Genomic DNA, 20921 nt, shown 5'->3' on the forward strand with positions numbered 1-20921 from the left:
GCGCATTCGGGCAACCGTCGACGACCGCTGCCCGTGGAAGCCTTCTGCGGCCTACTGTTGAGGCGTGCGCCTGCCGTGCCCGGGGTTGTCAGGGCGACGGGCCGCGTGGGCACCGCCGGCTGTGAGAGGGACGGGAATGGAACCGACCGAGAGCGCCGCCCCGGAGTCATGGCTGCGCCGGCGCCGGGTCGCCGGCGTCCGGTGGGGAGACCGGTGGGCGGGGCGCTCCGAACCGCGGCCGGCCGCGCAGACGTACGTGCCGCACACCGCACCGCGTCCCGTTCTCGAGGGCGGCTTCCCCGCCCTGCCCCCCGGGGCGCCCGGCGCCGAAGCCGACCGGCGGCTCTCCTGGCCCACCCTGCCCGCGTCGGTCGCCGGGGCGGCCGCGCTGGTCCTCGGCGCCGGTTTCTCCCGCGCCTACACCGAACACCACGCCCTCTTCCCGTCCGGCACCGCCGGCTGGGCGCTGGCCGTCCTCGTCGGCGTCGTCGTCGGCCACCTGGTGCTCCTCGGCCGCGCCCGGTGGTGGGGCGGCACCGGCTCCGGCGCCGCCCTCACCCTCGCCGTCCTGCTGCTGTACGGGTGGGTGCCGGCCGGCATGGTCAGCCTCACCGTCGTCGTCCTGGTCGGCATAGCCCGGCGCCACCGCTGGCGGCAGGGCGTCCTGCACGGCGCGGTGGACGTCCTCGGCATCGGCGCGGGCGCCCTGCTGCTGGCCGCCTGCGGACGGATACCGTCCGTGGAACACCCCTGGACTCCCGGCAGTTGGACGGTCTACACCGGCCCGCAGGTGGTCCTGGTGGCCGTCGCCTACCTCGCCGTCACCCGGGTCCTGCTCTGGTACCTGCACGCCCCCCGCCTCGGCGGGCTGCCCACCGTCGCCCGGACGGCCCTGGTCAGACAGGGCCTGGTCGCCGTCGCCCTGCTCGGCATCGCACCGCTGATCTGCGTGGTGGCCGTGGCCAAGCCGATCCTGCTGCCGCTGTTCGCCATCCCGCTCATCGCCCTCGACTCCACCCTGTGGATGGCCCGCGCCCGCGCCGAGGAGCAGCTGCGCGACCCGCTCACCGGCCTGCCCAACCGCCAGTGGCTCCTGGAGCGGATCTGGACCGCCCTGGACGACGCCGAGCGCATCGGCGCCCGGTCCGCCCTGATGCTGATCGACCTCGACCGCTTCCGCTCGGTCAACGACACCCTCGGACACCTCGCCGGCGACCGGCTGCTGCTCCAGATAGCCGAGCGGCTGAAGCTCGCCCTCCCGCGCGGAGCGGAGGTCGCCCGGCTCGGCGGGGACGAGTTCGCCGTCTTACTGCCCGTCGCCGACTCCACGACCTCGGCGACCCGGGTCGCCCGCGGCCTGGTGGCCGACCTCAGCTCGCCGCTCGATCTCGACGGACTCACCCTCGTCCTGGAGGCCAGCGCGGGCGTCGCCGTCTTCCCCGACCACGCGCTCGACGCCGAGGGCATGCTGCGACGGGCCGACGTGGCGATGTACCAGGCCAAGCGGGACCGCACGGGCGTCGAGGTGTACGAGTCCAAGCGCGACTCCAACACCCCCGACCGGCTCGGCCTGCTGGGCGACCTGCGGCGCGCCCTCGACGCGCACGAGGTGCAGCTGCACTACCAGCCGAAGGTCCGCTTCGACGGACAGGTCGCCGGGCTGGAGGCCCTGGTTCGCTGGGTGCACCCGGAACGCGGAAAGGTGCCGCCGGACGAGTTCATCGCCATCGCCGAGTCGTCCGGGCTGATGCCGCACCTCACCGAGTACGTGCTGGACACGGCGCTCGGCCAGGTCGCCCGGTGGCGGGCCCAGGGGCTGTTCGTGCCGGTCGCGGTCAACGTCTCCCCGCGCGACGTCCACACGCCGGGCTTCGCGGGATCGGTCGCGGCGCGCCTCGCCCGGCACGGAGTGCCCGCGGGAGCGCTCCAACTGGAGATCACCGAACACGTCCTCCTGGAGGACCCGCAGCGCGCCGCCGACACCCTCAACGCACTGACCGGCCACGGCGTGAAGATGTCCCTCGACGACTTCGGCACCGGCTACTCCTCCCTCGTGCACCTGCGCCGGCTGCCGGTGAGCGAGCTGAAGATCGACCGCTCCTTCGTGGCGCGGCTGGCCGTCGACGCCGAGGACGCGGAGATCGTGCGCTGCACGGTCGACCTCGCGCATTCCCTGGGACTCCTGGTCGTCGCCGAGGGCGTCGAGGACGACGAGACCTGGGAACGCCTGCGCGACCTGGGCTGCGACGCCGTCCAGGGCTGGCTGGTGGCGGCCGCCATGCCGGCGGACGAGACGACGGCGTGGCTGCGGGCCAGGGGCTCACGCGGCTGGCAGCGCCCGCGGGCGGCATTGCCGGCGGCCGCCGCCGAGGAGTAGCCCTCACGGGCCGCGGACGAACAGCGCTCGCGGCCGCGGACGAGCAGCTCTCGCAGGCCGGTGCCGAAGCGTTTCACGGGCACGGGGCCCAGCACCCTAGGATTGGCCCCAGACCACACACTCACTCCACCCCAGAGGAACGCTGCATGCCTGGCATCACGCGCGAGGAGGTCGCCCACCTCGCCCGGCTGGCGCGTCTGGAGCTGAAGCCCGAAGAGCTCGAGCACTTCGCGGGACAGCTGGACGACATCATCGGCGCGGTCGCCCGCGTCAGCGAGGTCGCCGACCAAGACGTACCGCCGACCTCGCACCCGCTCCCGCTGACCAACGTCATGCGGGCGGACGAGGTCCGTCCGTCGCTCACCCCCGAGCAGGCGCTCTCCGGCGCCCCGGCCCAGGAGCAGCAGCGTTTCAAGGTGCCGCAGATCCTGGGGGAGGACTAACCGCCATGACGGACAACGTCACCATCATCAGGCTCACCGCCGCCGAGACCGCCGAGAAGATCGCCTCCGGCGAGCTCACGGCCGTCCAGGTCGCCGAGGCCCACCTGGCCCGTATCGAGGCCGTCGACGAGAAGGTCCACGCCTTCCTGCACGTCGACCGCGAGGGCGCTCTCGCGCAGGCCCGCGCCGTCGACGAGAAGCGGGAGCGGGGCGAGAAGCTCGGCCCGCTGGCCGGCGTGCCGCTCGCGCTCAAGGACATCTTCACCACCGAGGGCATCCCGACGACCGTCGGCTCGAAGATCCTCGAGGGCTGGATCCCGCCGTACGACGCGACGCTCACCAAGCGGCTGAAGGCAGCCGACGTCGTCATCCTCGGCAAGACCAACATGGACGAGTTCGCCATGGGGTCCTCCACCGAGAACAGCGCCTACGGCCCGACCGGCAACCCCTGGGACCTCACCAAGATCCCCGGCGGCTCCGGCGGCGGTTCGTCCGCCGCGCTCGCCTCCTTCCAGGCGCCGCTCGCCATCGGCACCGACACCGGCGGCTCCATCCGCCAGCCGGCCGCCGTCACCGGCACGGTCGGCGTGAAGCCGACGTACGGCGCGGTCTCCCGCTACGGCATGGTCGCCTTCTCGTCCTCCCTCGACCAGGGCGGCCCCTGCGCCCGCACGGTCCTGGACGCGGCGCTGCTGCACGAGGTCATCGCCGGGCACGACCCGCTGGACTCCACGTCCATCGACGCGCCCGTCCCGCCGGTCGTCGAGGCCGCCCGCAACGGCAGCGTCGAGGGCATGCGCGTCGGTGTCGTCAAGCAGTTCCGCGGCGAGGGCTACCAGGCCGGAGTCATCCAGCGGTTCGACGAGTCCGTCGCGCTGCTGAAGGAGCTGGGCGCCGAGATCGTCGAGCTGGACTGCCCGTCCTTCGACCTCGCGCTGTCGGCGTACTACCTGATCGCGCCGTCCGAGTGCTCGTCCAACCTCGCCCGCTTCGACGGCCTGCGCTACGGCCTGCGGGTCGGCGACGACGGCAGCAACTCGGCGGAGGCGGTCACCTCCCTCACCCGTGAGGCGGGCTTCGGCCCCGAGGTCAAGCGCCGCATCATGCTCGGCACGTACGCCCTGAGCTCGGGCTACTACGACGCCTACTACGGCTCCGCGCAGAAGGTCCGCACGCTCATCACGCGGGACTTCGAGAAGGCCTTCGAGCAGGTCGACGTGATCGTCTCGCCGACGACGCCGACCACCGCCTTCGCGATCGGCGAGCGCGCCGACGACCCGATGGCGATGTACCTGGCCGACCTGTGCACCATCCCGACCAACCTCGCGGGCAACGCCGCCATGTCGCTGCCCTGCGGTCTCGCCCCGGAGGACAACCTCCCGGTCGGTCTGCAGATCATCGCCCCGGCGCTGAAGGACGACCGTCTCTACAAGGTCGGCGCCGCCGTCGAGGCCGCCTTCGTGGAAAGGTGGGGTCACCCGCTCATCGAGGAGGCTCCGTCGCTGTGAGTGCACTGAACAAGGCCAAGGGCTTCAAGAAGTCCAAGTCCGGCACGTACCTGTCCATCGCCGGCACCGCCTTCGGCGCGATCGGCGTCGCCAAGCGGCTGAAGAAGGCCCGCGCCGAGAAGGACACGCTGGTCCTGATCGACGCCACCGTGTCCGCCGTCGCCATCGTCACCGGCCTCGCCATCCTCTACCGCGAGCTGAAGCGGCTGGGCGACGACGACGTCCTGCTGGGCTGAGAGGGAAGTTACACCGTGACCACCACGACCGACCTGGTGTCGTACGAGGACGCGCTGGCGTCGTACGACCCCGTCATGGGCCTCGAGGTCCATGTCGAACTCGGCACCAAGACGAAGATGTTCTGCGGGTGCTCGACCGAGCTGGGCGCCGAGCCCAACTCGCAGACGTGCCCCACCTGCCTCGGCATGCCCGGCGCGCTCCCGGTCGTCAACGCGATCGGCATCGAGTCGGCCATCAAGATCGGTCTCGCGCTGAACTGCGAGATCGCCGAGTGGTGCCGTTTCGCCCGGAAGAACTACTTCTATCCGGACATGCCGAAGAACTTCCAGACCTCCCAGTACGACGAGCCGATCGCCTTCGACGGCTACCTCGACGTACAGCTGGAGGACGGCGAGACCTTCCGGGTGCAGATCGAGCGCGCCCACATGGAGGAGGACACCGGGAAGTCGACGCACGTCGGCGGCGCCACCGGCCGCATCCACGGCGCGTCCCACTCGCTGCTGGACTACAACCGGGCCGGCATCCCGCTCATCGAGATCGTCACCAAGCCGATCGAGGGCGCGGGCGAGCGTGCCCCCGAGGTCGCCCGGGCGTACGTGCGTGAGCTGCGCGAGGTCATCAAGGCGCTCGGCGTCTCCGAGGCGCGCATGGAGATGGGCCAGATGCGCTGCGACGTGAACCTGTCGCTGCGCCCGCACGGCCGGGAGAAGTTCGGCACGCGCTCCGAGACGAAGAACGTGAACTCGCTGCGGTCCGTGGAGCGTGCGGCCCGTTTCGAGATCCAGCGGCACGCGGCCGTCCTGAACGGCGGCGGCACGATCGTCCAGGAGACCCGCCACTTCCACGAGGACACCGGGTCCACGACCTCGGGCCGCGTGAAGGAGGAGGCCGAGGACTACCGGTACTTCCCGGAGCCCGACCTGGTCCCGGTCGCCCCGTCCCGCGAGTGGGTCGAGGAGATCCGCGCCGGGCTGCCGGAGCTGCCGCTGGCCCGCCGCAACCGGCTGGTCGCCGAGTGGGGCATCTCCGCCAACGACATGCAGTCGATCCTGAACGCCGGCGCGCTGGACCTGATCGTCACCACCATCGACGCCGGGGCCGACGCGGCGTCCGCCCGCAAGTGGTGGATGGGCGAACTGGCCCGCAGCGCCAACGAGTCGGGCGTCCCGATCGACGAGCTGGCCATCACGCCGCAGCAGGTCGCCCGGGTCGCCGAGCTGGTACTCAAGGGTGACCTGAACGACAAGCTGGCGCGCCAGGTCATCGAGGGCGTCCTCGCGGGCGAGGGCGGCCCGGACGAGGTCGTCGACAAGCGTGGGCTGAAGGTCGTCTCCGACGACTCGGCGCTGGGCACGGCCGTCGACGAGGCCATCGCCGGCAACCCGGGCGTCGCCGACAAGATCCGCGGCGGCAAGGTGGCAGCGGTCGGCGCGCTGGTCGGCGCCGTGATGAAGGCCACGCGCGGCCAGGCCGACGCGGCCCGCGTCAAGGAGCTGATCCTGGAGAAGCTGGGCGTCAGCGAGGGCTGACCCCTTCGCGAGCCACCAGGGGTGCACCGGTCAGCCGGTGCACCCCTGGCCGCGTTCTGGGCCGGACGCGCTACGCTCGCCCGCCATGAGTGCACGAACCGACTCCGACGCCCACAGCGACACCGAGGACCCGGACGAGGAGTACGGCACGGAGGAGGCCCGGCGGGCCCGCTGGACGGCGACCGTCGCCGGAGCCCTGCTCACCCTCGCCGGCCTCGCCGCGTCCCTCATACGCCTCGGCCGCTCCGTCCCGGCCCTCGTCCCGTCGGCGTACGCGCTCGGCGCCGCCGTCTGCGCACTCGCCGCGTTCCTCGGCTCCCGGGGCCGCACCCGGCGCGCGCTGTGGCTGCTCGTCGCCGGCGTGATGGTCATGGCGATCGGGGACCAGTCCGACTGACGTGTTCCGGCGCGGTCCCGCGTGGCGACCGGCGTGGCCCGGCTGACGTGGCCCGACACGGACGGCGTTATTGTCCTGTGACGTGCCTCCCACTCTTGTGAAAAGTCACACCAACGTGTCATTCGATCTTTTTCACCTGCGAGAGTGATCCCAGATCGCTCATACGTTCTTTGCTGGCTGATTCCCGGTCAAAGATCCACAATTCTTCCTCCGGGAGCACAGCTGTGGCAGCCCTCGCGCGTTGGTGTGTCCGCAACCGCCTGGTGGTGGTGCTGCTCTGGCTCCTCGCCCTGACAGGCACGGCCACCGCGGCCGCCGTCGCCGGCTCCGCGTACTCCAACGACTACGAGGTCCCCGGCACCGAGTCCGGTCGCGCCACCTCGCTGCTCACCGAGGCCTTCCCGGACCTGGGCGGCGACAGCGACACCGTCGTCTGGCACACCACGACCGGCTCCGTGGAGGCCGCCGACGTCGAACAGACCATGACCCGGACGCTGGAGAAGATCGCCGGCCTGCCCGGCGTGGCCTCCGTCGCCGGCCCCTACGGCGACCGGGGCACGGCGCAGATCAGCAGGGACGGGCACACCGCCTACGCGACCGTCACCTTCGAGGACCGCGCCGAGGACATCGACGAGGGCGAGGCCCGCGCCGTCGTCGACGCCGCCAAGGCCGCCGAGACCGACGGGCTCCAGGTCGAGCTGGGCGGCAGCGCCATCGCGCTCACCGAGTCCTCCGGCGGGCACCTCGCCGAGATCGTCGGCGTGATCGTGGCCGGCGTCGTGCTGTTCCTGGCCTTCGGCTCGCTCGCCGCGTCTGCGCTGCCCATCGCCACCGCCCTGGTGGGCGTCGGCACCGCCTACGCCGGGATCGTGCTGCTCGGGCACGCCATGACCGTCGCCGACTTCGCGCCCATGCTCGGCATGCTCATCGGGCTGGGCGTCGGCATCGACTACGCGCTGTTCATCGTGACCCGGCACCGGCGCGGCCTGAAACGCGGGCTGCCGGTCGCCGAGGCCGCCGCGAACGCCGTCACCACCACCGGGCGCGCGGTCGTCTTCGCGGGCGCCACCGTGTGCATCGCCCTGCTCGGCATGCTGATCCTGCGCCTGAGCTTCCTCAACGGGGTGGCGATCGCCGCCTCCCTCACCGTCGTCCTCACGGTCGCGGCCTCCGTGACGCTGCTGCCCGCCCTGCTGTCCCTCATCGGCATGCGCGCCCTCAGCCGCCGCGAACGCCGCCGCCTCACCGAACACGGGCCCCAGCCGGAGCTGCCGACCGGGCTCGCCGCCCGCTGGTCGGCGTTCGTGGAGCGCCGCCCCAAGCTCCTCGGGGCGCTCGCCCTGGTCGTCATCGGCGTCCTCGCCCTGCCCACCTTCTCTCTCCGCCTCGGCACCTCCGACCAGGGCAACGGCCCGGAAACGGCCACCACCCGCCAGGCCTACGACCTCCTCGCCGACGGCGCCTCCCGCCCGAGCGCAGCCGAGAGCGGGGGAGGTTTCGGACCCGGCGTCAACGGCCCGCTGACCCTCGTGACCCGCGTCGGCGGCGCCGAGGACCGGCTCGCCCTGGACAACCTCGACACCGCCCTGCGCACCACCGAGGGCGTCGCCTCCGTGACGCCGGTGGCCTTCGGCTCCGGCGGCCGCACCGCATACCTGACCGTGGTCCCGGACTCCGCCCCGCAGTCGCAGCGCACCAGCGAACTCGTCGACCGGCTGCGCACCGAGGTGCTGCCCCGCGCCGAGGCGGGCACCTCGCTCGACGTGCAGGTCGGCGGCGTCACGGCCGGCTACGACGACTTCGCGGACGTCATCGTCGACAAGCTGCCGCTCTTCGTGGGCGTCGTCATCGGCCTGGGCTGCCTGCTGCTCCTGCTCGCGTTCCGGTCCGTGGGCATCCCGCTGAAGGCGGCCGTCATGAACGTGGCCGCCGTCGCCGCCGCCTTCGGGATCGTGGTGGCCGTCTTCCAGTGGGGCTGGGGCAGCGAACTGCTGGGACTCGGCCGCGCCGGTCCCATCGAGCCCTTCCTCCCCGTGATCATGGTGTCGGTGCTGTTCGGGCTCTCCATGGACTACCAGGTCTTCCTGGTCAGCCGGATGTACGAGGAGTGGCTGGAGACCGGCGACAACCGGCGCGCGGTCCGCGTCGGCCTCGCCGAGACCAGCCGGGTCATCAACTCGGCCGCCGTCATCATGATCTCGGTCTTCCTCGCCTTCGTGCTCAGCGGCGACCGGGTGATCGCCATGTTCGGCATCGCGCTCGCCGCCGCCGTCGCCCTCGACGCCTTCGTCCTGCGCACCCTCCTCGTCCCCGCCCTCATGCACCTGCTCGGCGGCGCCAACTGGTGGCTGCCCCGGGCGCTCGACCGGCGCCTGCCGCGGATCAGCATCGAACCGCCCGAGTGCCGGGCCGCCCATGAGAGGCTCGCCGGGGCAATGGACGAACTGGAGAGGGAGCCGCGGCCGGATGTACGCGATATCGCTGGGTGACGGAGCCGAGCTGCGCCCCCTGGAGCCCTGGCACGCCGAGGAGTTCCTGACGCACCTGCAGCGCGGCCGGGACTTCATCAACCGGTACGCCCCCTTCGGCGCGAAGGCCGTCGACGCGGCGACCGCGCGGAAGGTGCTGCAGAGGTACGCCGACATGCGCGCCGCCGACACCGGCTCACTGCACGGCCTGTGGCTGGACGGCCGCCTGGTGGGCGGTGCGCTCCTGCTGAACTTCGACGCCGCCGGCGGGAACTGCGAGGTCGGCTGCTGGCTGGAGCCCGCCGCCACCGGGCGCGGACTGGTCACCCGGGCCGTGCGGGTCCTGATCGACCACGCGGTGGAGCAGCGCGGGATCCAGCGGGTCGAGTGGATCGCCTCCGCCGGGAACACCGCCAGCCTGAACGTCGCACGACGGCTCGGGATGACCCGCGACGGCGTCCGCCGCCGGGCCTACCCCTATCGTGGGGAGCGGCACGACCTCGAGGTGTGGTCCGTGCTGGCCCAGGAGTGGCGCGACGCCCGCGCGGGCGCCGCTCACAACGATCTCTAAGGGACCTCTCAGAGAGCGTCCGTACGGTGCGAGGTATGGGAACCAAGACTGCTGACCAGCCCGGGGCCGAAAGCGGTGCCGGGGCGACGAGCGACGAGGAGGCGGTGGACGTCACCAGGACCGACGCCGGCGACCGGGCGACGACGGAGACCGAGCAGCCGAAGGACGCCGAGAAGCTCGCGGACTCCGGGGAGACCGCCGCGGAGGACCCGCGGGGCGTCGACGACACGGACGGCGCCGACGACCTGGAGGGGCTCGGGGACGATTCCGTCGGCGTGGGGCAGGGCGCGGGCGCGGTCGTCTCCGCGGTCCTCGGCTTCGTGTCGCTGACCGGCAGCTGGGTCGGCACGATCGCCGCCCAACGCGAATCCATTCTCGGTCAGATGGAGAACTCGGCGAACGGCACCCCGAGCATCGCCGTTCAGCTCAAGGAGAGCTACGGCGATCCCTGGCAGATCACCGCCCTGACGGCCGGCCTGTTCGCGCTGACCGCGCTGGTCGTCGGCGTCGTCGTGCTGGCCCGCCCGGCCTTCGGCAGCCCGGACCGGCCGCAGGCGGCCTGGATCAAGTCGGTCTCCTGGGCGGGCGTGGCGCTCGGCGTCATCGGTCTGCTGCTGGCCGTGCTCAAGTACACCGACGCGCTGCTCGGCCTGCCCGGGAGCTGAGTTCCCGCAGTTCTCGCAGTTTCGGCAGACCACGAGGGGTCTCAGGACCGCCGTAAGCACCTTACGGCCGGCTCTGAGGCCCCTCGGGCACGTCTAAGGCCCCGCCGCCCGCCGAAGATGCGGAACTCTCCCGATGCGGCGGACCCCCCTGGGAGACGAAGGTCGAGGCATCGCAGCAAGCGAAGCCGAAACCGATCTCTCAGAGGACGCACACCATGTACGAGTACGAGCTCCAGCAGGCCCGTTCCGCCGAACTGCGCCGGCGGGCCGCCGACGAGCGGCTCGCCCGCACCGCCGTCCGAGGCGCTCGCGCCGCCCGCCGCGCCGCCGCCGAACGCGCGAACGGGGGCGCCGGGTCCGAGTCCCATAGCCACCGTCCGCGCCGGCTCCGGTTCCCCCGGACGGCGTGACCGCCCCGGCGGTGGCGGGCGGTCGCACGGGGGTCGGCCGCCCGCCCACCGGGGGAACACCCGCCGGAGACCCGGCCACCGGGGGAACACCCGGCGGGTGCCCGCCCATCGGGGGCCCGGCGATATCCGCTGGGCCCTCCTCACGCCCGCGTGCCATGCTCGCCCCCGTGGAGACCAGGTCCGTCAGCCCCGTCTTCGTCGGTCGCTCCGACGAGCTGGACATCCTGCACGGCGCGCTCTCCCGCGCCGCCGCGGGAGAGCCCCAGGCGTTGCTCGTCGGCGGCGAGGCCGGGGTCGGCAAGACCAGGCTCGTCGAGGAGTTCGCCGCGACCGCCGGCCGCGGGGACGCCGTCGTCGCGGTCGGCGGCTGCGTCGAGATCGGCGCGGACGGACTGCCCTTCGCCCCGTTCTCCACCGCGCTGCGCGCCCTGCGCCGGGCCCTGCCGGACGCGTTCGCCGCCGCCGCCGCCGGACAGGAGGACGAACTCGCCCGGCTGCTGCCGGAGTGCGGGAAGAGCACGGCCGCACGCCACGACGAGGAGGGCATGGCCCGGCTCTTCGAGCTCGTCGCCCGCCTCCTGGAACGCCTCGCCGCCGACCGCACGGTCGTCCTCGCCCTGGAGGACCTGCACTGGGCCGACGCCTCCACCCGCCATCTGCTGTCCTACCTGCTGCGCACCCTGCGCACCGGCCGCCTCGTCGTCCTCGCCACCTACCGCGCCGACGACATCCACCGCCGTCACCCGCTGCGCCCCCTGCTCGCCGAACTCGACCGGCTGCGCACCGTACGGCGTCTCGAACTCGCCCGCTTCACCCGGGACGAGGTCGGCCGCCAGATCGCCGGCATCCTGGCCCGCGAACCCGACCCCGCGCAGGTCGACGCCATCTTCGAGCGCTCCGACGGCAACGCCTTCTTCGTCGAGGAACTCGCCGTCGCCGCCGGCGAGGGCTGCCGCACCGGCCTCACCGACTCCCTGCGCGACCTGCTCCTCGTCCGCGTCGAGACGCTGCCCGACTCCGCCCAGAACGTCGCCCGGATCGTCGCCGAGGGCGGCTCCACCGTCGAGTACCGGCTGCTGGACGCCGTCGCCCGGCTCGCCGAGGACGAGCTGATCGAGGCCCTGCGCGCCGCCGTCAACGCCCATCTGCTGCTCGCGGTGCCCGACGGGGACGGCTACCGCTTCCGCCACTCCCTGGTCCGCGAGGCGGTGAGCGACGACCTCCTGCCCGGGGAACGCTCCCGTCTCAACCGCCGCTATGCCGAGGCCCTGCAGGCCGACCCGACGCTCGTCCCCGCCGACGAGCGTGTCATGCGGCTGGCCGGCTACTGGTACCACGCCCACGATCCGGCCAAGGCCCTGCCCGCCGTCCTCGACGCCTCCGTCGAGGCCCGCTCCCGACGCGCCTACAGCGAGCAACTGCGGTTCCTGGAACGGGCGATGGAGCTGTGGGAAGGCGCCCCCGAGGAGGTGCGGGCCGCGCTGCGCCCCATCGGCCACACCGAGGCGTACCCGCCGGGCCCGCCCGAACGGCACGGGGGGACTCCCGGCGGCCGTGACCCCGCCACCATCGCGCTGCGTTACCTCGACCTCATGGCCGAGGCCACCGTCGCGGGTCGTTACTGCGGGGAACGCGAACGCGCCCTGAAGATCGCCAAGCGGGCGCTGCGGCTGCTGGCGGACGGCGACGGCGACCCCCTGCGCGCCGCCTGGTTCTGGGTGCAGCGCTCCCGTCTGGTGCGCTCCCTGGGCCGGGGCGGCGGCCGCGAGGAACTGGCCCGGGCGGAGGAGCTGTTGCGCGGTCTGCCGCCCAGCGAGGTGCACGCCGAGGTGCTCGCCCATGTCGCCGGCTGGTCCGCGCTCCATGTGCCGGGACCGGACGCCTACCGGGCCGCCGAGCGGGCGGTGGAGTACGCCCGGATGGTCGGCGCCCGTGAGACCGAGCTCAAGGCCCGCCAGATCCTGGGCATCCTCATGGTCGACGCCGGGGACATCGAGCCCGGTCTCACCGAGCTGTCCGAGGTCAAGGACCGGGCGCTCGCCGAGGACATCCCCACCGTCGCGCTCGACGCCTATGTGAACCTCCCCTCCGAGCTGGAGGCGGTCGGACGCTCCCGGGAAGCCGTCGCGATCATGGCGGAGGGACTCGCCTACGCCGAACGGCAGGGACTGCCCGACACCGAGGCGTGGGTCCACGGCAACCTGGCAGAGTCCCTTCTGTCGCTGGGGCGTTGGGACGAGGCGGACCGTGCGAGCGCCGAGGCGGGACGCATCGCCCGGGGCGTGGGCCCCAAGGGCGCCCACGCCACACTCCGTGCCGAACTCGCCCTGGCCCGCGGCGACCTCGCCGAGGCGGGCCGCCGGCTGGCCGCCGCGCACGGCTACGTCGGTTCCCGTGAGCACATGCCGCAGGACCGTCTTCCGCTCGCCCGCCTCGCCATCGCCCTCGCCGTGGCCGAGGACCGGCCCGCCGACGTCCGCGCCCATCTCGAACACGCCCTGGACGTCGGATTCCCGCCCGGCGCGCAGCGCTATGCCTGGCCCCTGCTGCTCACCGCGGCGTCGGCGGTCATCGCGGTCCCGGCGGTCAACGCGATCCCGGCGGCGGGCAACGGTGTCCCGGCGGTCACGGCGGCGGCCGGGACCGACGCCGGGCTGCCGGCCCGGATCCGCCGGGCCGCGAAGAGGCTCGTCGCCATCGCCCCCGTGTGGCGGGCGCACGCACTCTGGCTCCACGCCGAACTCGCCCGCGCCGAGGGCCGAAACGACCCGGACGACTGGGCCGAGGTCGTCGCCGCCTTCGAGTGCCTGGACCGCCCCTACGACCTCGCGCGCGCCCGGCACCGCATGGCCGAGGCGCTGCTCGCCTCCGGCGGGGACGCCGAACGCGACCGGGCCGCCGAACTCCTGCGCCTCGCGCACGCGGTCGCCGCCCACCTCGGGGCCCGCCCGCTCGCCGACGCCGTCGCCCTGCTCGGCCGGCGCGCCCGGCTGTCCCGGTCCACCGCCGCGGGCCCGCCGGACATCCCGGCCGGCCCCGGGGACCCGATCGCCGCACTCGGCCTCACCAGCCGCGAACGCGACGTGCTGCGTCTGGTCTCCGCCGGCCGGACCAACCGGCAGATCGCCGAGGAGCTGTTCATCTCCCCGAAGACGGCCAGCGTGCACGTCTCGAACATCTTGTCGAAGCTCGACGTCTCCGGCCGGGGAGAGGCGGCGGCGGTGGCCCACCGCCTGGGACTGTTCCCGCCGACGGCCCGCGACGGTCCGATCGCGCGATAATGGGGCAAGCCGACCGCGACCCGGCAGAGGAGAACGATGTTCAACGCCTTCGAGGAACTCTTCTCACCGGGCCGCAAGCACACCCGGGACGAGCAGAACCGGCTGGAGCTCACCCGGGAGGACGTCGGCGACGCCGATCCCGGGCGCGGGCCGATAGACCTCGCCTCCGGAAAGGTCGTGGTCCGCGCGGCCGAACCGGAGCCGACGGAGAACGGTCCGCCGGGGGAGGAGCCGGCGCGGGACGGTCGGGTGGGGGAGATGCCGACCGGAGAGAGGTCCGCGACGGGGGAGGGGTGACGGCGTCGGTCAGGTCACCCGCAGCTCCAGGATCCGGTCGTCCCCCTTCTTCGGGGCGCCGCGGCCGTCCGTGGCGCTGGTGGTGATCCACAGCCTGTCGCCGCCTGCCGCCACCACCGTGCGCAGCCGGCCGTACTCGCCCTTGAGGAAGGCCTGCGGATCCGCCGAGACGGCCGTGCCCTTCAGCGGGACGCGCCACAGCCGCTGCCCGCGCAGACCCGCCATCCAGATCGAGCCCTCGGCGTAGGCGATGCCGCTCGGAGAGGCCTCGTCGGTGTGCCACTGGGCCGTCGGGTCGCGGTACTTCCCCTCGTTGGACGTGCCCTCGGCAGCCGGCCAGCCGTAGTCGGCGCCGGGTTCGATCGCGTTCAGCTCGTCCCAGGTGTTCTGGCCGAACTCAGACGCGAACAGACGCTGCTTGGCGTCCCAGGCCAGCCCCTGCACGTTGCGGTGGCCGTACGAGTACACCGGGGAGTCCGGGAACGGGTTGCCCGGGGCCGGGTCGCCCTCCGGGGTGAGCCGCAGGACCTTGCCGCCGAGGGACTTCTTGTCCTGCGCCAGCCCCCGGTCGCCGTTCTCGCCGGTGCCGACGTACAGCTGCCGGTCGGGTCCGAAGGCGATCCGGCCGCCGTTGTGGATCATGCCCTTGGGAATGCCCTTGAAGATCGTGTCGGGCGCCCCCAGCTGATCGCCGGCGGGTCGCTTCGCGTCGTAGAGCATGCGGACGACGCGGTTGTCGGAGGCCGAGGTGAAGTACGCGTAGACCATGTGGTCGGAGGCGTAGTCCGGAGAGAGGGCGAGGCCCAGCAGGCCGCCCTCGCCGTTCGCGGAGACGCCCGGCACCTCGCCCACCGCGGTCTTCCCGCCCGTCTTCTCGTCCACCCGCGTGATCGTGCCCTCGTCGCGCGAGCCGACCAGCAGGCCGCCCTCGGGGAGGGGGGCGAGGCCCCAGGGGCTGTTCAGTCCCTCGGTGACCGTGCGCACCACGTCGACGGTGCCCTTCGCGGGCGGAGTGCTCTCGGCGGCCGGGGAGGTCTGCGCGGCCGTACTCCCCGGGGACGCGCTGGCGGAGGCGCCGGACGACCCCCCGGCGCCGGACGAGCAGCCGGCCGTCACCAGCAGGGCACCCGTGACCAACACGGCCGACACAGCTCGACGTCGCACGATCATGGTCCCTTCGACACGCGGTTTCCTTCGGCGGCCTTCACCTGTCTTACGCCGCTCGCGCCTCCCGGGTTCCCGTTCGGCGCGGGGTCGACCCGAAAGCGGTGTCCGTTCCCCCGGCTCCGGCGCGCCGGGTGGGGCGCTCACTCCCACGATCCCTGCGCCCCCGGAAGCTGCGCCAGTTCGGCCAAGTCCTGCGGCGTCAGACGCAGACGGGACGCGCGCGCGTTCTCCGACACCCACCGCTCCCGCTTGGCGCCCGGGACCGGCACCACGTGCCGGCCCTGCGCCAGTACCCAGGCCAGGGCGGCCTGTGCGGCCGTCACGGTGTCGCCGTGCCGGGCGGCGACCCGGCGCAGGCCGACGACGATCGGCTGGTTCGAGGCCATCATCTCGGCGGTGAAACGCGGATGCCGGGCACGCATGTCGTCCGGTTCGAATCCCTGCCCGGGGGTCAGCCGGCCGGTGAGGAAGCCGTTGCCGAGCGGCATCGCGGCCAGGAAGCCGACGCCGTGCGCCTCGCACCACGGGAGCAGGCCGTCCAGCGCCTCCGGCGACCACACCGACAGCTCCGCCTCGACCGCGCTCACCGGGAAGACCTGCTGGACGCGCCGCAGCTGCCGAATCGTTCCGTCGTACAGGTGTCCGCTCGATCGCCGGCCACCCCGCGCGCCCACCGCGCACAGCCCCAACGCCCGCACCTTGCCGGCCCGGACGAGCTCGGCCATCGCGCCCCACGTCTCCTCGACCGGCACCTCGGGGTCGGCGCGGTGCAGCTGGTAGAGGTCGATGACATCCGTCTGCAGCCGCCGCAGGGAGGCGTCGCAGGCCCGTTTCACATACCCCGGGCGGCCGTTGGCCACGATGTGCTGCTCGCCGACGAGCAGACCGACCTTCGTCGACACGAACGCGTCCGCGCGCCGCTCCTTCAACGCCCGCCCCAGTAACAGCTCGTTGGTGAACGGGCCGTACATGTCGGCGGTGTCCAGCAGGGACGAGCCCTCGTCCAGCGCCCGGTGCACCGCCCTGAGCGACTCGTCGCCCCTCTGCCGCGACCCGCTGTACGCCCAGCTCATCGGCATGCACCCGAGACCCACGGCACCCACCTCGAGCGCCCCCGCGCCGATCGTCCTGCGCTCCACCTGCTCGAAACCCTCCCTCACCCGGCCCCCAACCTAACCTCTGCCGCGACATGGGCCTGACATAGCCTCCCGGCCATGAGTGCTGACGTATGGCTGCCCATCCCCCCACAAGAGATCGACGGCCTCCCGCAGGGCCCGGCCTACCGCTTCTGGGACGGCGAACAGGACTTCCCGGCGGATCCCGCCGACTGCGCCTTCTACGTCGTCCCCTACATGAAGGCCCCCGAGGTCGGGCAGCGGCCCCTGCCCGCGATGAGCTCGCTGGAGGTCGTGCAGACCCTGTCCGCCGGCATCGACCACGTGGAGCCGGCCCTCGGGTCGCTGCCTCCCGGAGTACGGCTCTGCAACGCGCGCGGGGTCCACGAGGCGAGCACGGCCGAGCTCACCCTCACCCTGGTCCTCGCCTCGCTGCGCGGCGTCCCCGACTTCGTCCGGGCCCAGGACCGGGGGGAGTGGCTCGGCGGGTTCCGGCCGGCGCTCGCCGACAAGAACGTGCTCATCGTCGGATACGGCTCCATCGGCTCCGCCATCGAGGACCGGCTCGTGCCCTTCGAGGTGGCGCGGGTGGCGCGCGTCGCGCGCTCCTGGCGCACGACGGCGCGCGGCCCCGTGCATCCGATCGCCGAACTGCCCGCCCTGCTCCCCGAAGCGGACGTCGTGATCCTCTGCACACCCCTGAACGAGACCACCCTCGGCCTCGCCGACGCCGGGTTCCTGGCCCGGATGAAGGACGGCGCGCTGCTCGTCAACGTGGCCCGCGGTGGGGTCGTGGACACCGGGGCGCTGCTCGCGGAACTGGAGAGCGGCCGGCTGACCGCGGCGCTGGACGTCACCGACCCCGAGCCGCTGCCCCCGGGGCACCGCCTGTGGACCGCGCCGGGCGTGCTCGTGAGCCCGCACGTCGGCGGACCCACCTCCGCCTTCCGGCCCCGCGCCGAGCGCCTGCTGGCCGACCAGTTGCGCCGCTTCGTGAACCGCGAGCCGCTGCGCAACGTGATCCTCACGACGGGCGCGCCCACGGGGACCTGACGGCGACGGCAGTCCCGCGGTCCGGTTCGGATACCCTCCGCAGTCCTCCGGACGCGTTCTGTACCTCATCCGGGCGCATATGCCGATGATCGTCACGCAGCGTAGAGGAACTATGTCCCTGAGTGACGAGACTGGTGTATCGTCCCGACAGGGGCTGCGCCGCGCACGACCGGCGGCAGGGACGGACATCTCAGACTTGTGAGGGGGGCGACGGGCGATGCACGGCCAATGGACGAACGATCCGACGCGGCGGAGCCGCCGCCGGCGACCCTGGCGCTCGGCCGCGCGCGGACACGGTCGCAGCACGCACCGGGACCCGGGGGCGGCACGGACCGGGAGGGCCCGGTGAGCTCGCCGTCGACCTCCACCCCCCTCCTCGACGGAGCGCCGCGCACGCGGCCCCCGGCGGGGACGCCGCGCTTCGCCGCGCCGCCCGCGGGCGGCCCCGGACCCAACATGGTCCACCAACTGCTGCTGGCCTTCCTGTGCGCGGGATACGCCGTCGGCGCCGCGTTCGGCTGGGGGGCGGAAGAACTCGCGTTGATCATGGGCGACTTCGGGCTCACCGCAGCCGCCGGTACGGCCGCCGTGTCCTGCTTCTGCTACGCGCGCATCCGCCGCGTCCGCTTTCGGCCCGCCTGGATGCTGTTCTCGCTCTCCTCGGCGATGGCGGCCCTCGGCAACCTGGTCTGGGGCTGGTACGAGGTGGTCCTGGGGCGACCCGTGCCCAGCCCCAGCCTCGCCGACCTGTTCTTCCTGTGCTTCGCGCCCCCCGCGATCGTGGGGCTGCTGGTGCTCGCCGCCCGCCCCGTGACCAAGGCGGGCTGGGTCTGCCTGGGGCTGGACGCCTGGCTGATCGCCGGCTCGCTGCTCACGCTCTCCTGGAGCCTCGCGCTCGCCCAGGCCGCCAAACTCGACGGCCCGAGCGTGGCGCACGCGGCGCTGTCGCTGGCGTACCCGCTGCTCGACATCGCCCTGGTGAGCATGGTGCTGGTGCTGCACTTCCGGCGCACCGCGGTGAACCGCACGGGGGTCAACACGGCCGTCGGCGCCCTCGCGCTGACCGTCCTGTGCGACGCCCTGTTCACCTCGCCGCTGCTGCACAACGACTACCGCTCGGGCCGGCTCCTGGACGCCGGCTGGTTCGCCGGCTCGCTGCTCCTGGCGTACGCCCCCTGGGCGGCCTACCGCCGGCACGGGCGGGTGGTGGACGAGGGGTACACACGCGTGGTGCACGAGCACCTGCCCGGACAGCGCGCCGGAGCCCGGACGGTCACCTCCCCGCAGACCCCGACGCCGCCGCAGGGCGGTGATCACGGCTGCTATCCGGCCACCCGGCCCATCACCGGCTCGCTGGCCGCGCTCACGCCGTACCTGGCCGCCGCCGTCTGCACCCTGGGCATCCTCTACAACGTCCTCAACGGACGCAGCGTCGACCGCGTGGTGCTGCTGACCGGCGGCACGGTCGTCCTCGCCCTCGTGGTCCGCCAGGGGATCATGCTGCTCGACAACATCGCCCTCACCCAGGAACTGGCGCAGAAGGAGAACCACTTCCGCTCCCTGGTGCAGGGGTCCAGCGACGTCATCATGATCGCTGCCCCCAGCGGGGTGCTGCGCTACGTCTCCCCGGCCGCCGCCGGGGTCTACGGCCGGTCCGCCGAGGAACTGGTGGGCACCGAACTGGCCCACCTGATCCACCCGGAGGACCTGGGCTGTGTGGTGCACGAGGTGCGCCGGTTCCTCGCCGCCAGCCCGCAGGACGAGCCCACCACGCGCATCGAGTGCCGTTTCCGCTCCGGCTCAGGAGGCTGGCTCAACGTCGAGTCGACCGTCAACCGGCACCACGGCGGCCTGATCTTCAACAGCCGGGACGTGACGGAGCGGGTGCGTCTGCAGGCGCAGCTCCAGCACAACGCCGAGCACGACCCGCTCACCGACCTGCCCAACCGCGCGCTGTTCACCCGGCGCGTCCAGCAGGCGCTGTCCGGCCGCCGCAGCTCCGACCGGGGCACCGCCCTGCGGGGCACGGCCGTCCTCTTCATCGACCTCGACGGCTTCAAGGCCGTCAACGACACCATCGGCCACGCCGCCGGAGACGCCCTGCTGGTGCAGGCCGCCCGCCGGCTGCAGGACGCGGTCCGCAAGGGCGACACCGCGTCCCGGCTGGGCGGCGACGAGTTCGCGGCCCTGATCGTCGGCGACGGCACCCGTGACCGGGCCGCCCGCGAGCGTCACATACTGGAACTCGCCGACCGCCTGCGGCTCACCCTCTCGCAGCCGTACCTCATCGACGGCAACGAGGTCCGCGTCGCCGCGTCCATCGGCGTCGCCTTCGCGGAACCCGGTCTGGGCGCGGGGGAGCTGCTGCGCAACGCGGACCTCGCCATGTACCGCGCCAAGGCCGGCGGCAAGGGCCGGGTCGAGCTGTACAAACCGCAGATGCAGCAGGACGTCGTACGCAAGGCGGAGCTGGCCACGCGGCTGCGTGCCGCGCTCCACGACGGCGAGTTCGCGCTTCTGCACCAGCCCGTGGTGCGGCTCTCGGACGGCCGGATCTCGTCGGTCGCCGCACAGGCCCGCTGGCGTTCCTCGCAGGGCGTGCTCTTCACGCCCGCCGAGTTCCTGCGGGTCGCCGAGGACAGCGACAGGACGGCCGAACTGGGCCGCTGGCTGCTGGAGGAAGCCGTCGCGCAGGCCGCCGACCGGACCGCGAGCGGACTGACGCTGCCCGTGGTCGTCCGGGTGGGCGCCCGGCGGCTGCTGGACCGCTCGATGCCGCTGGGCTCGGTGGAGGCGCTGCTGACGCGGCACGGCCTGCCGTCGGGCTCGCTGGTGCTCGAGCTCGCGGACACCGACCCCAGGGTGCCGCTGGACGAGCTGGAGCGCCGTCTGGGGGCCCTGCGCCGCCTGGGCGTCCGGATCGCCCTGGACGGCTTCGGCGGCGGCTACGGAGCTCTCACGGCGCTGCGCCGGCTCCCCGTGGACATCCTCAAGCTCGACCGCACGCTCGTCGAGGGGGTCGTCGAGTCCGCCAGGCTGAACAAGATCACCGGCGGGCTGCTGCGGATCGCCTCCGATCTGGGGCTGCAGTCCGTCGCCGACGGCGTGGACCTGCCCGAGCAGGTCGCCGCCCTGCACGCGATGGGCTGCACACACGGCCAGGGCACGGCGTTCTCCGGACCGCTCGACGAGTACCGGCTGCGCCGCGCGCTCGCGACGGGCCGATATCCGGTGCCGCACGACGGGCCGGCCGAGCCCGCGTTCGCGGGCGGCGGCGCGGGGGTGTACACCAGTGGGGTGACCGCCGTCCTGGGGAGCGGAAGTGCCCTACGCTCACATAATGAGACTCCCGTCCCACCCACTTGACAGTCGGTGCGCGCCAGGGGGAGGGTCAATGCCATGC

16 protein-coding genes are annotated in these 20921 nt (G+C 73.2%); 14 read left to right on the forward strand and 2 right to left on the reverse strand.

The genetic code is table 11. The features are described from left to right. Positions 1–136: 136 nt before the first annotated feature. The 12 genes from QF032_RS27290 to QF032_RS27345 all read left to right on the forward strand — a co-directional run bounded on the left by QF032_RS27290 (position 137) and on the right by QF032_RS27345 (position 14183). Positions 137–2377, forward strand: coding sequence for a putative bifunctional diguanylate cyclase/phosphodiesterase (locus tag QF032_RS27290; RefSeq protein ID WP_307057829.1), 2241 nt, complete (start codon positions 137–139; stop codon positions 2375–2377). Positions 2378–2523: 146 nt separating this feature from the next. Beyond that, positions 2524–2820 (forward strand): Asp-tRNA(Asn)/Glu-tRNA(Gln) amidotransferase subunit GatC, encoded by a 297-nt coding sequence (gene gatC / locus QF032_RS27295; RefSeq protein WP_007384860.1) that lies wholly within the window; start codon positions 2524–2526, stop codon positions 2818–2820. Between the two features lie 5 nt (positions 2821–2825). Next, positions 2826–4328, forward strand: coding sequence for an Asp-tRNA(Asn)/Glu-tRNA(Gln) amidotransferase subunit GatA (gene gatA, locus QF032_RS27300; RefSeq protein ID WP_306949154.1), 1503 nt, complete (start codon positions 2826–2828; stop codon positions 4326–4328). Then, positions 4325–4564 carry a hypothetical protein gene (locus QF032_RS27305; RefSeq protein WP_069770484.1) on the forward strand — a complete coding sequence of 80 codons (240 nt, stop codon included), beginning with the start codon at positions 4325–4327 and terminating at the stop codon, positions 4562–4564. Before gatA ends, QF032_RS27305 begins: the two co-directional genes overlap by 4 nt. Positions 4565–4579: 15 nt before the next feature. Next, entirely contained in the window at positions 4580–6094 is a 1515-nt protein-coding gene (gene gatB, locus QF032_RS27310; RefSeq protein WP_307057832.1) for an Asp-tRNA(Asn)/Glu-tRNA(Gln) amidotransferase subunit GatB, read from the forward strand. Positions 6095–6179: 85 nt separating this feature from the next. Continuing rightward, positions 6180–6491: a hypothetical protein gene (locus QF032_RS27315; protein WP_307046116.1), complete on the forward strand. Its 312-nt coding sequence runs from the start codon at positions 6180–6182 to the stop codon at positions 6489–6491. A 224-nt stretch (positions 6492–6715) separates the two neighbouring features. Then, a complete protein-coding gene (locus tag QF032_RS27320; RefSeq protein ID WP_307057834.1) occupies positions 6716–8980 on the forward strand; it encodes an MMPL family transporter in 2265 nt (754 codons plus the stop codon). Then, positions 8958–9530 (forward strand): GNAT family N-acetyltransferase, encoded by a 573-nt coding sequence (locus QF032_RS27325; RefSeq protein ID WP_307046121.1) that lies wholly within the window; start codon positions 8958–8960, stop codon positions 9528–9530. The genes QF032_RS27320 and QF032_RS27325 overlap by 23 nt, the downstream gene beginning before the upstream one ends. A 35-nt stretch (positions 9531–9565) precedes the next feature. Next, complete coding sequence (locus tag QF032_RS27330; RefSeq protein ID WP_307046123.1) at positions 9566–10195, forward strand: hypothetical protein; 630 nt, start codon at positions 9566–9568, stop codon at positions 10193–10195. A 215-nt stretch (positions 10196–10410) separates the two neighbouring features. Beyond that, a complete protein-coding gene (locus tag QF032_RS27335; protein WP_307046125.1) occupies positions 10411–10605 on the forward strand; it encodes a hypothetical protein in 195 nt (64 codons plus the stop codon). Between the two features lie 155 nt (positions 10606–10760). Then, positions 10761–13886 carry a helix-turn-helix transcriptional regulator gene (locus QF032_RS27340; RefSeq protein WP_307046127.1) on the forward strand — a complete coding sequence of 1042 codons (3126 nt, stop codon included), beginning with the start codon at positions 10761–10763 and terminating at the stop codon, positions 13884–13886. A gap of 36 nt (positions 13887–13922) precedes the next feature. Continuing rightward, positions 13923–14183 carry a DUF6191 domain-containing protein gene (locus tag QF032_RS27345; protein ID WP_306949146.1) on the forward strand — a complete coding sequence of 87 codons (261 nt, stop codon included), beginning with the start codon at positions 13923–13925 and terminating at the stop codon, positions 14181–14183. A gap of 9 nt (positions 14184–14192) precedes the next feature. On the opposite strand, the gene QF032_RS27350 is transcribed toward QF032_RS27345, so the two are convergent. Both QF032_RS27350 and QF032_RS27355 read right to left on the reverse strand, forming a co-directional pair. Then, positions 14193–15353: a PQQ-dependent sugar dehydrogenase gene (locus QF032_RS27350; protein ID WP_307057836.1), complete on the reverse strand. Its 1161-nt coding sequence runs from the start codon at positions 15351–15353 to the stop codon at positions 14193–14195. Positions 15354–15490: 137 nt separating this feature from the next. Then, the gene (locus QF032_RS27355) at positions 15491–16489 is read right to left on the reverse strand and encodes an aldo/keto reductase (RefSeq protein ID WP_307050339.1); all 999 of its coding nucleotides are present in this window, start codon (positions 16487–16489) and stop codon (positions 15491–15493) included. A 75-nt stretch (positions 16490–16564) separates the two neighbouring features. Between QF032_RS27355 and QF032_RS27360 the strand changes: the two genes are divergently transcribed. After that, positions 16565–17518 carry a 2-hydroxyacid dehydrogenase gene (locus tag QF032_RS27360; protein ID WP_306949144.1) on the forward strand — a complete coding sequence of 318 codons (954 nt, stop codon included), beginning with the start codon at positions 16565–16567 and terminating at the stop codon, positions 17516–17518. 228 nt (positions 17519–17746) lie between these two features. Beyond that, positions 17747–20884 (forward strand): putative bifunctional diguanylate cyclase/phosphodiesterase, encoded by a 3138-nt coding sequence (locus QF032_RS27365; protein WP_373430388.1) that lies wholly within the window; start codon positions 17747–17749, stop codon positions 20882–20884. The last annotated feature ends 37 nt before the right edge of the window (positions 20885–20921 follow it).

Source organism: Streptomyces achromogenes (genome assembly GCF_030816715.1).
GTDB classification, from domain to species: Bacteria; Actinomycetota; Actinomycetes; order Streptomycetales; family Streptomycetaceae; genus Streptomyces; species Streptomyces achromogenes_A.

Excerpts from the sequence above, each read along its gene's own strand:
- QF032_RS27290 (WP_307057829.1), top strand. The coding sequence starts at position 137 with ATGGAACCGACCGAGAGCGCCGCCCCGGAGTCATGGCTGCGCCGGCGC.
- gatC (WP_007384860.1), top strand. The coding sequence starts at position 2,524 with ATGCCTGGCATCACGCGCGAGGAGGTCGCCCACCTCGCCCGGCTGGCG.
- gatA (WP_306949154.1), top strand. The coding sequence starts at position 2,826 with ATGACGGACAACGTCACCATCATCAGGCTCACCGCCGCCGAGACCGCC.
- QF032_RS27315 (WP_307046116.1), top strand. The coding sequence starts at position 6,180 with ATGAGTGCACGAACCGACTCCGACGCCCACAGCGACACCGAGGACCCG.
- QF032_RS27325 (WP_307046121.1), top strand. The coding sequence starts at position 8,958 with ATGTACGCGATATCGCTGGGTGACGGAGCCGAGCTGCGCCCCCTGGAG.
- QF032_RS27330 (WP_307046123.1), top strand. The coding sequence starts at position 9,566 with ATGGGAACCAAGACTGCTGACCAGCCCGGGGCCGAAAGCGGTGCCGGG.
- QF032_RS27335 (WP_307046125.1), top strand. The coding sequence starts at position 10,411 with ATGTACGAGTACGAGCTCCAGCAGGCCCGTTCCGCCGAACTGCGCCGG.
- QF032_RS27340 (WP_307046127.1), top strand. The coding sequence starts at position 10,761 with ATGCTCGCCCCCGTGGAGACCAGGTCCGTCAGCCCCGTCTTCGTCGGT.
- QF032_RS27345 (WP_306949146.1), top strand. The coding sequence starts at position 13,923 with ATGTTCAACGCCTTCGAGGAACTCTTCTCACCGGGCCGCAAGCACACC.
- QF032_RS27350 (WP_307057836.1), bottom strand. The coding sequence starts at position 15,353 with ATGATCGTGCGACGTCGAGCTGTGTCGGCCGTGTTGGTCACGGGTGCC.
- QF032_RS27360 (WP_306949144.1), top strand. The coding sequence starts at position 16,565 with ATGAGTGCTGACGTATGGCTGCCCATCCCCCCACAAGAGATCGACGGC.
- QF032_RS27365 (WP_373430388.1), top strand. The coding sequence starts at position 17,747 with ATGGACGAACGATCCGACGCGGCGGAGCCGCCGCCGGCGACCCTGGCG.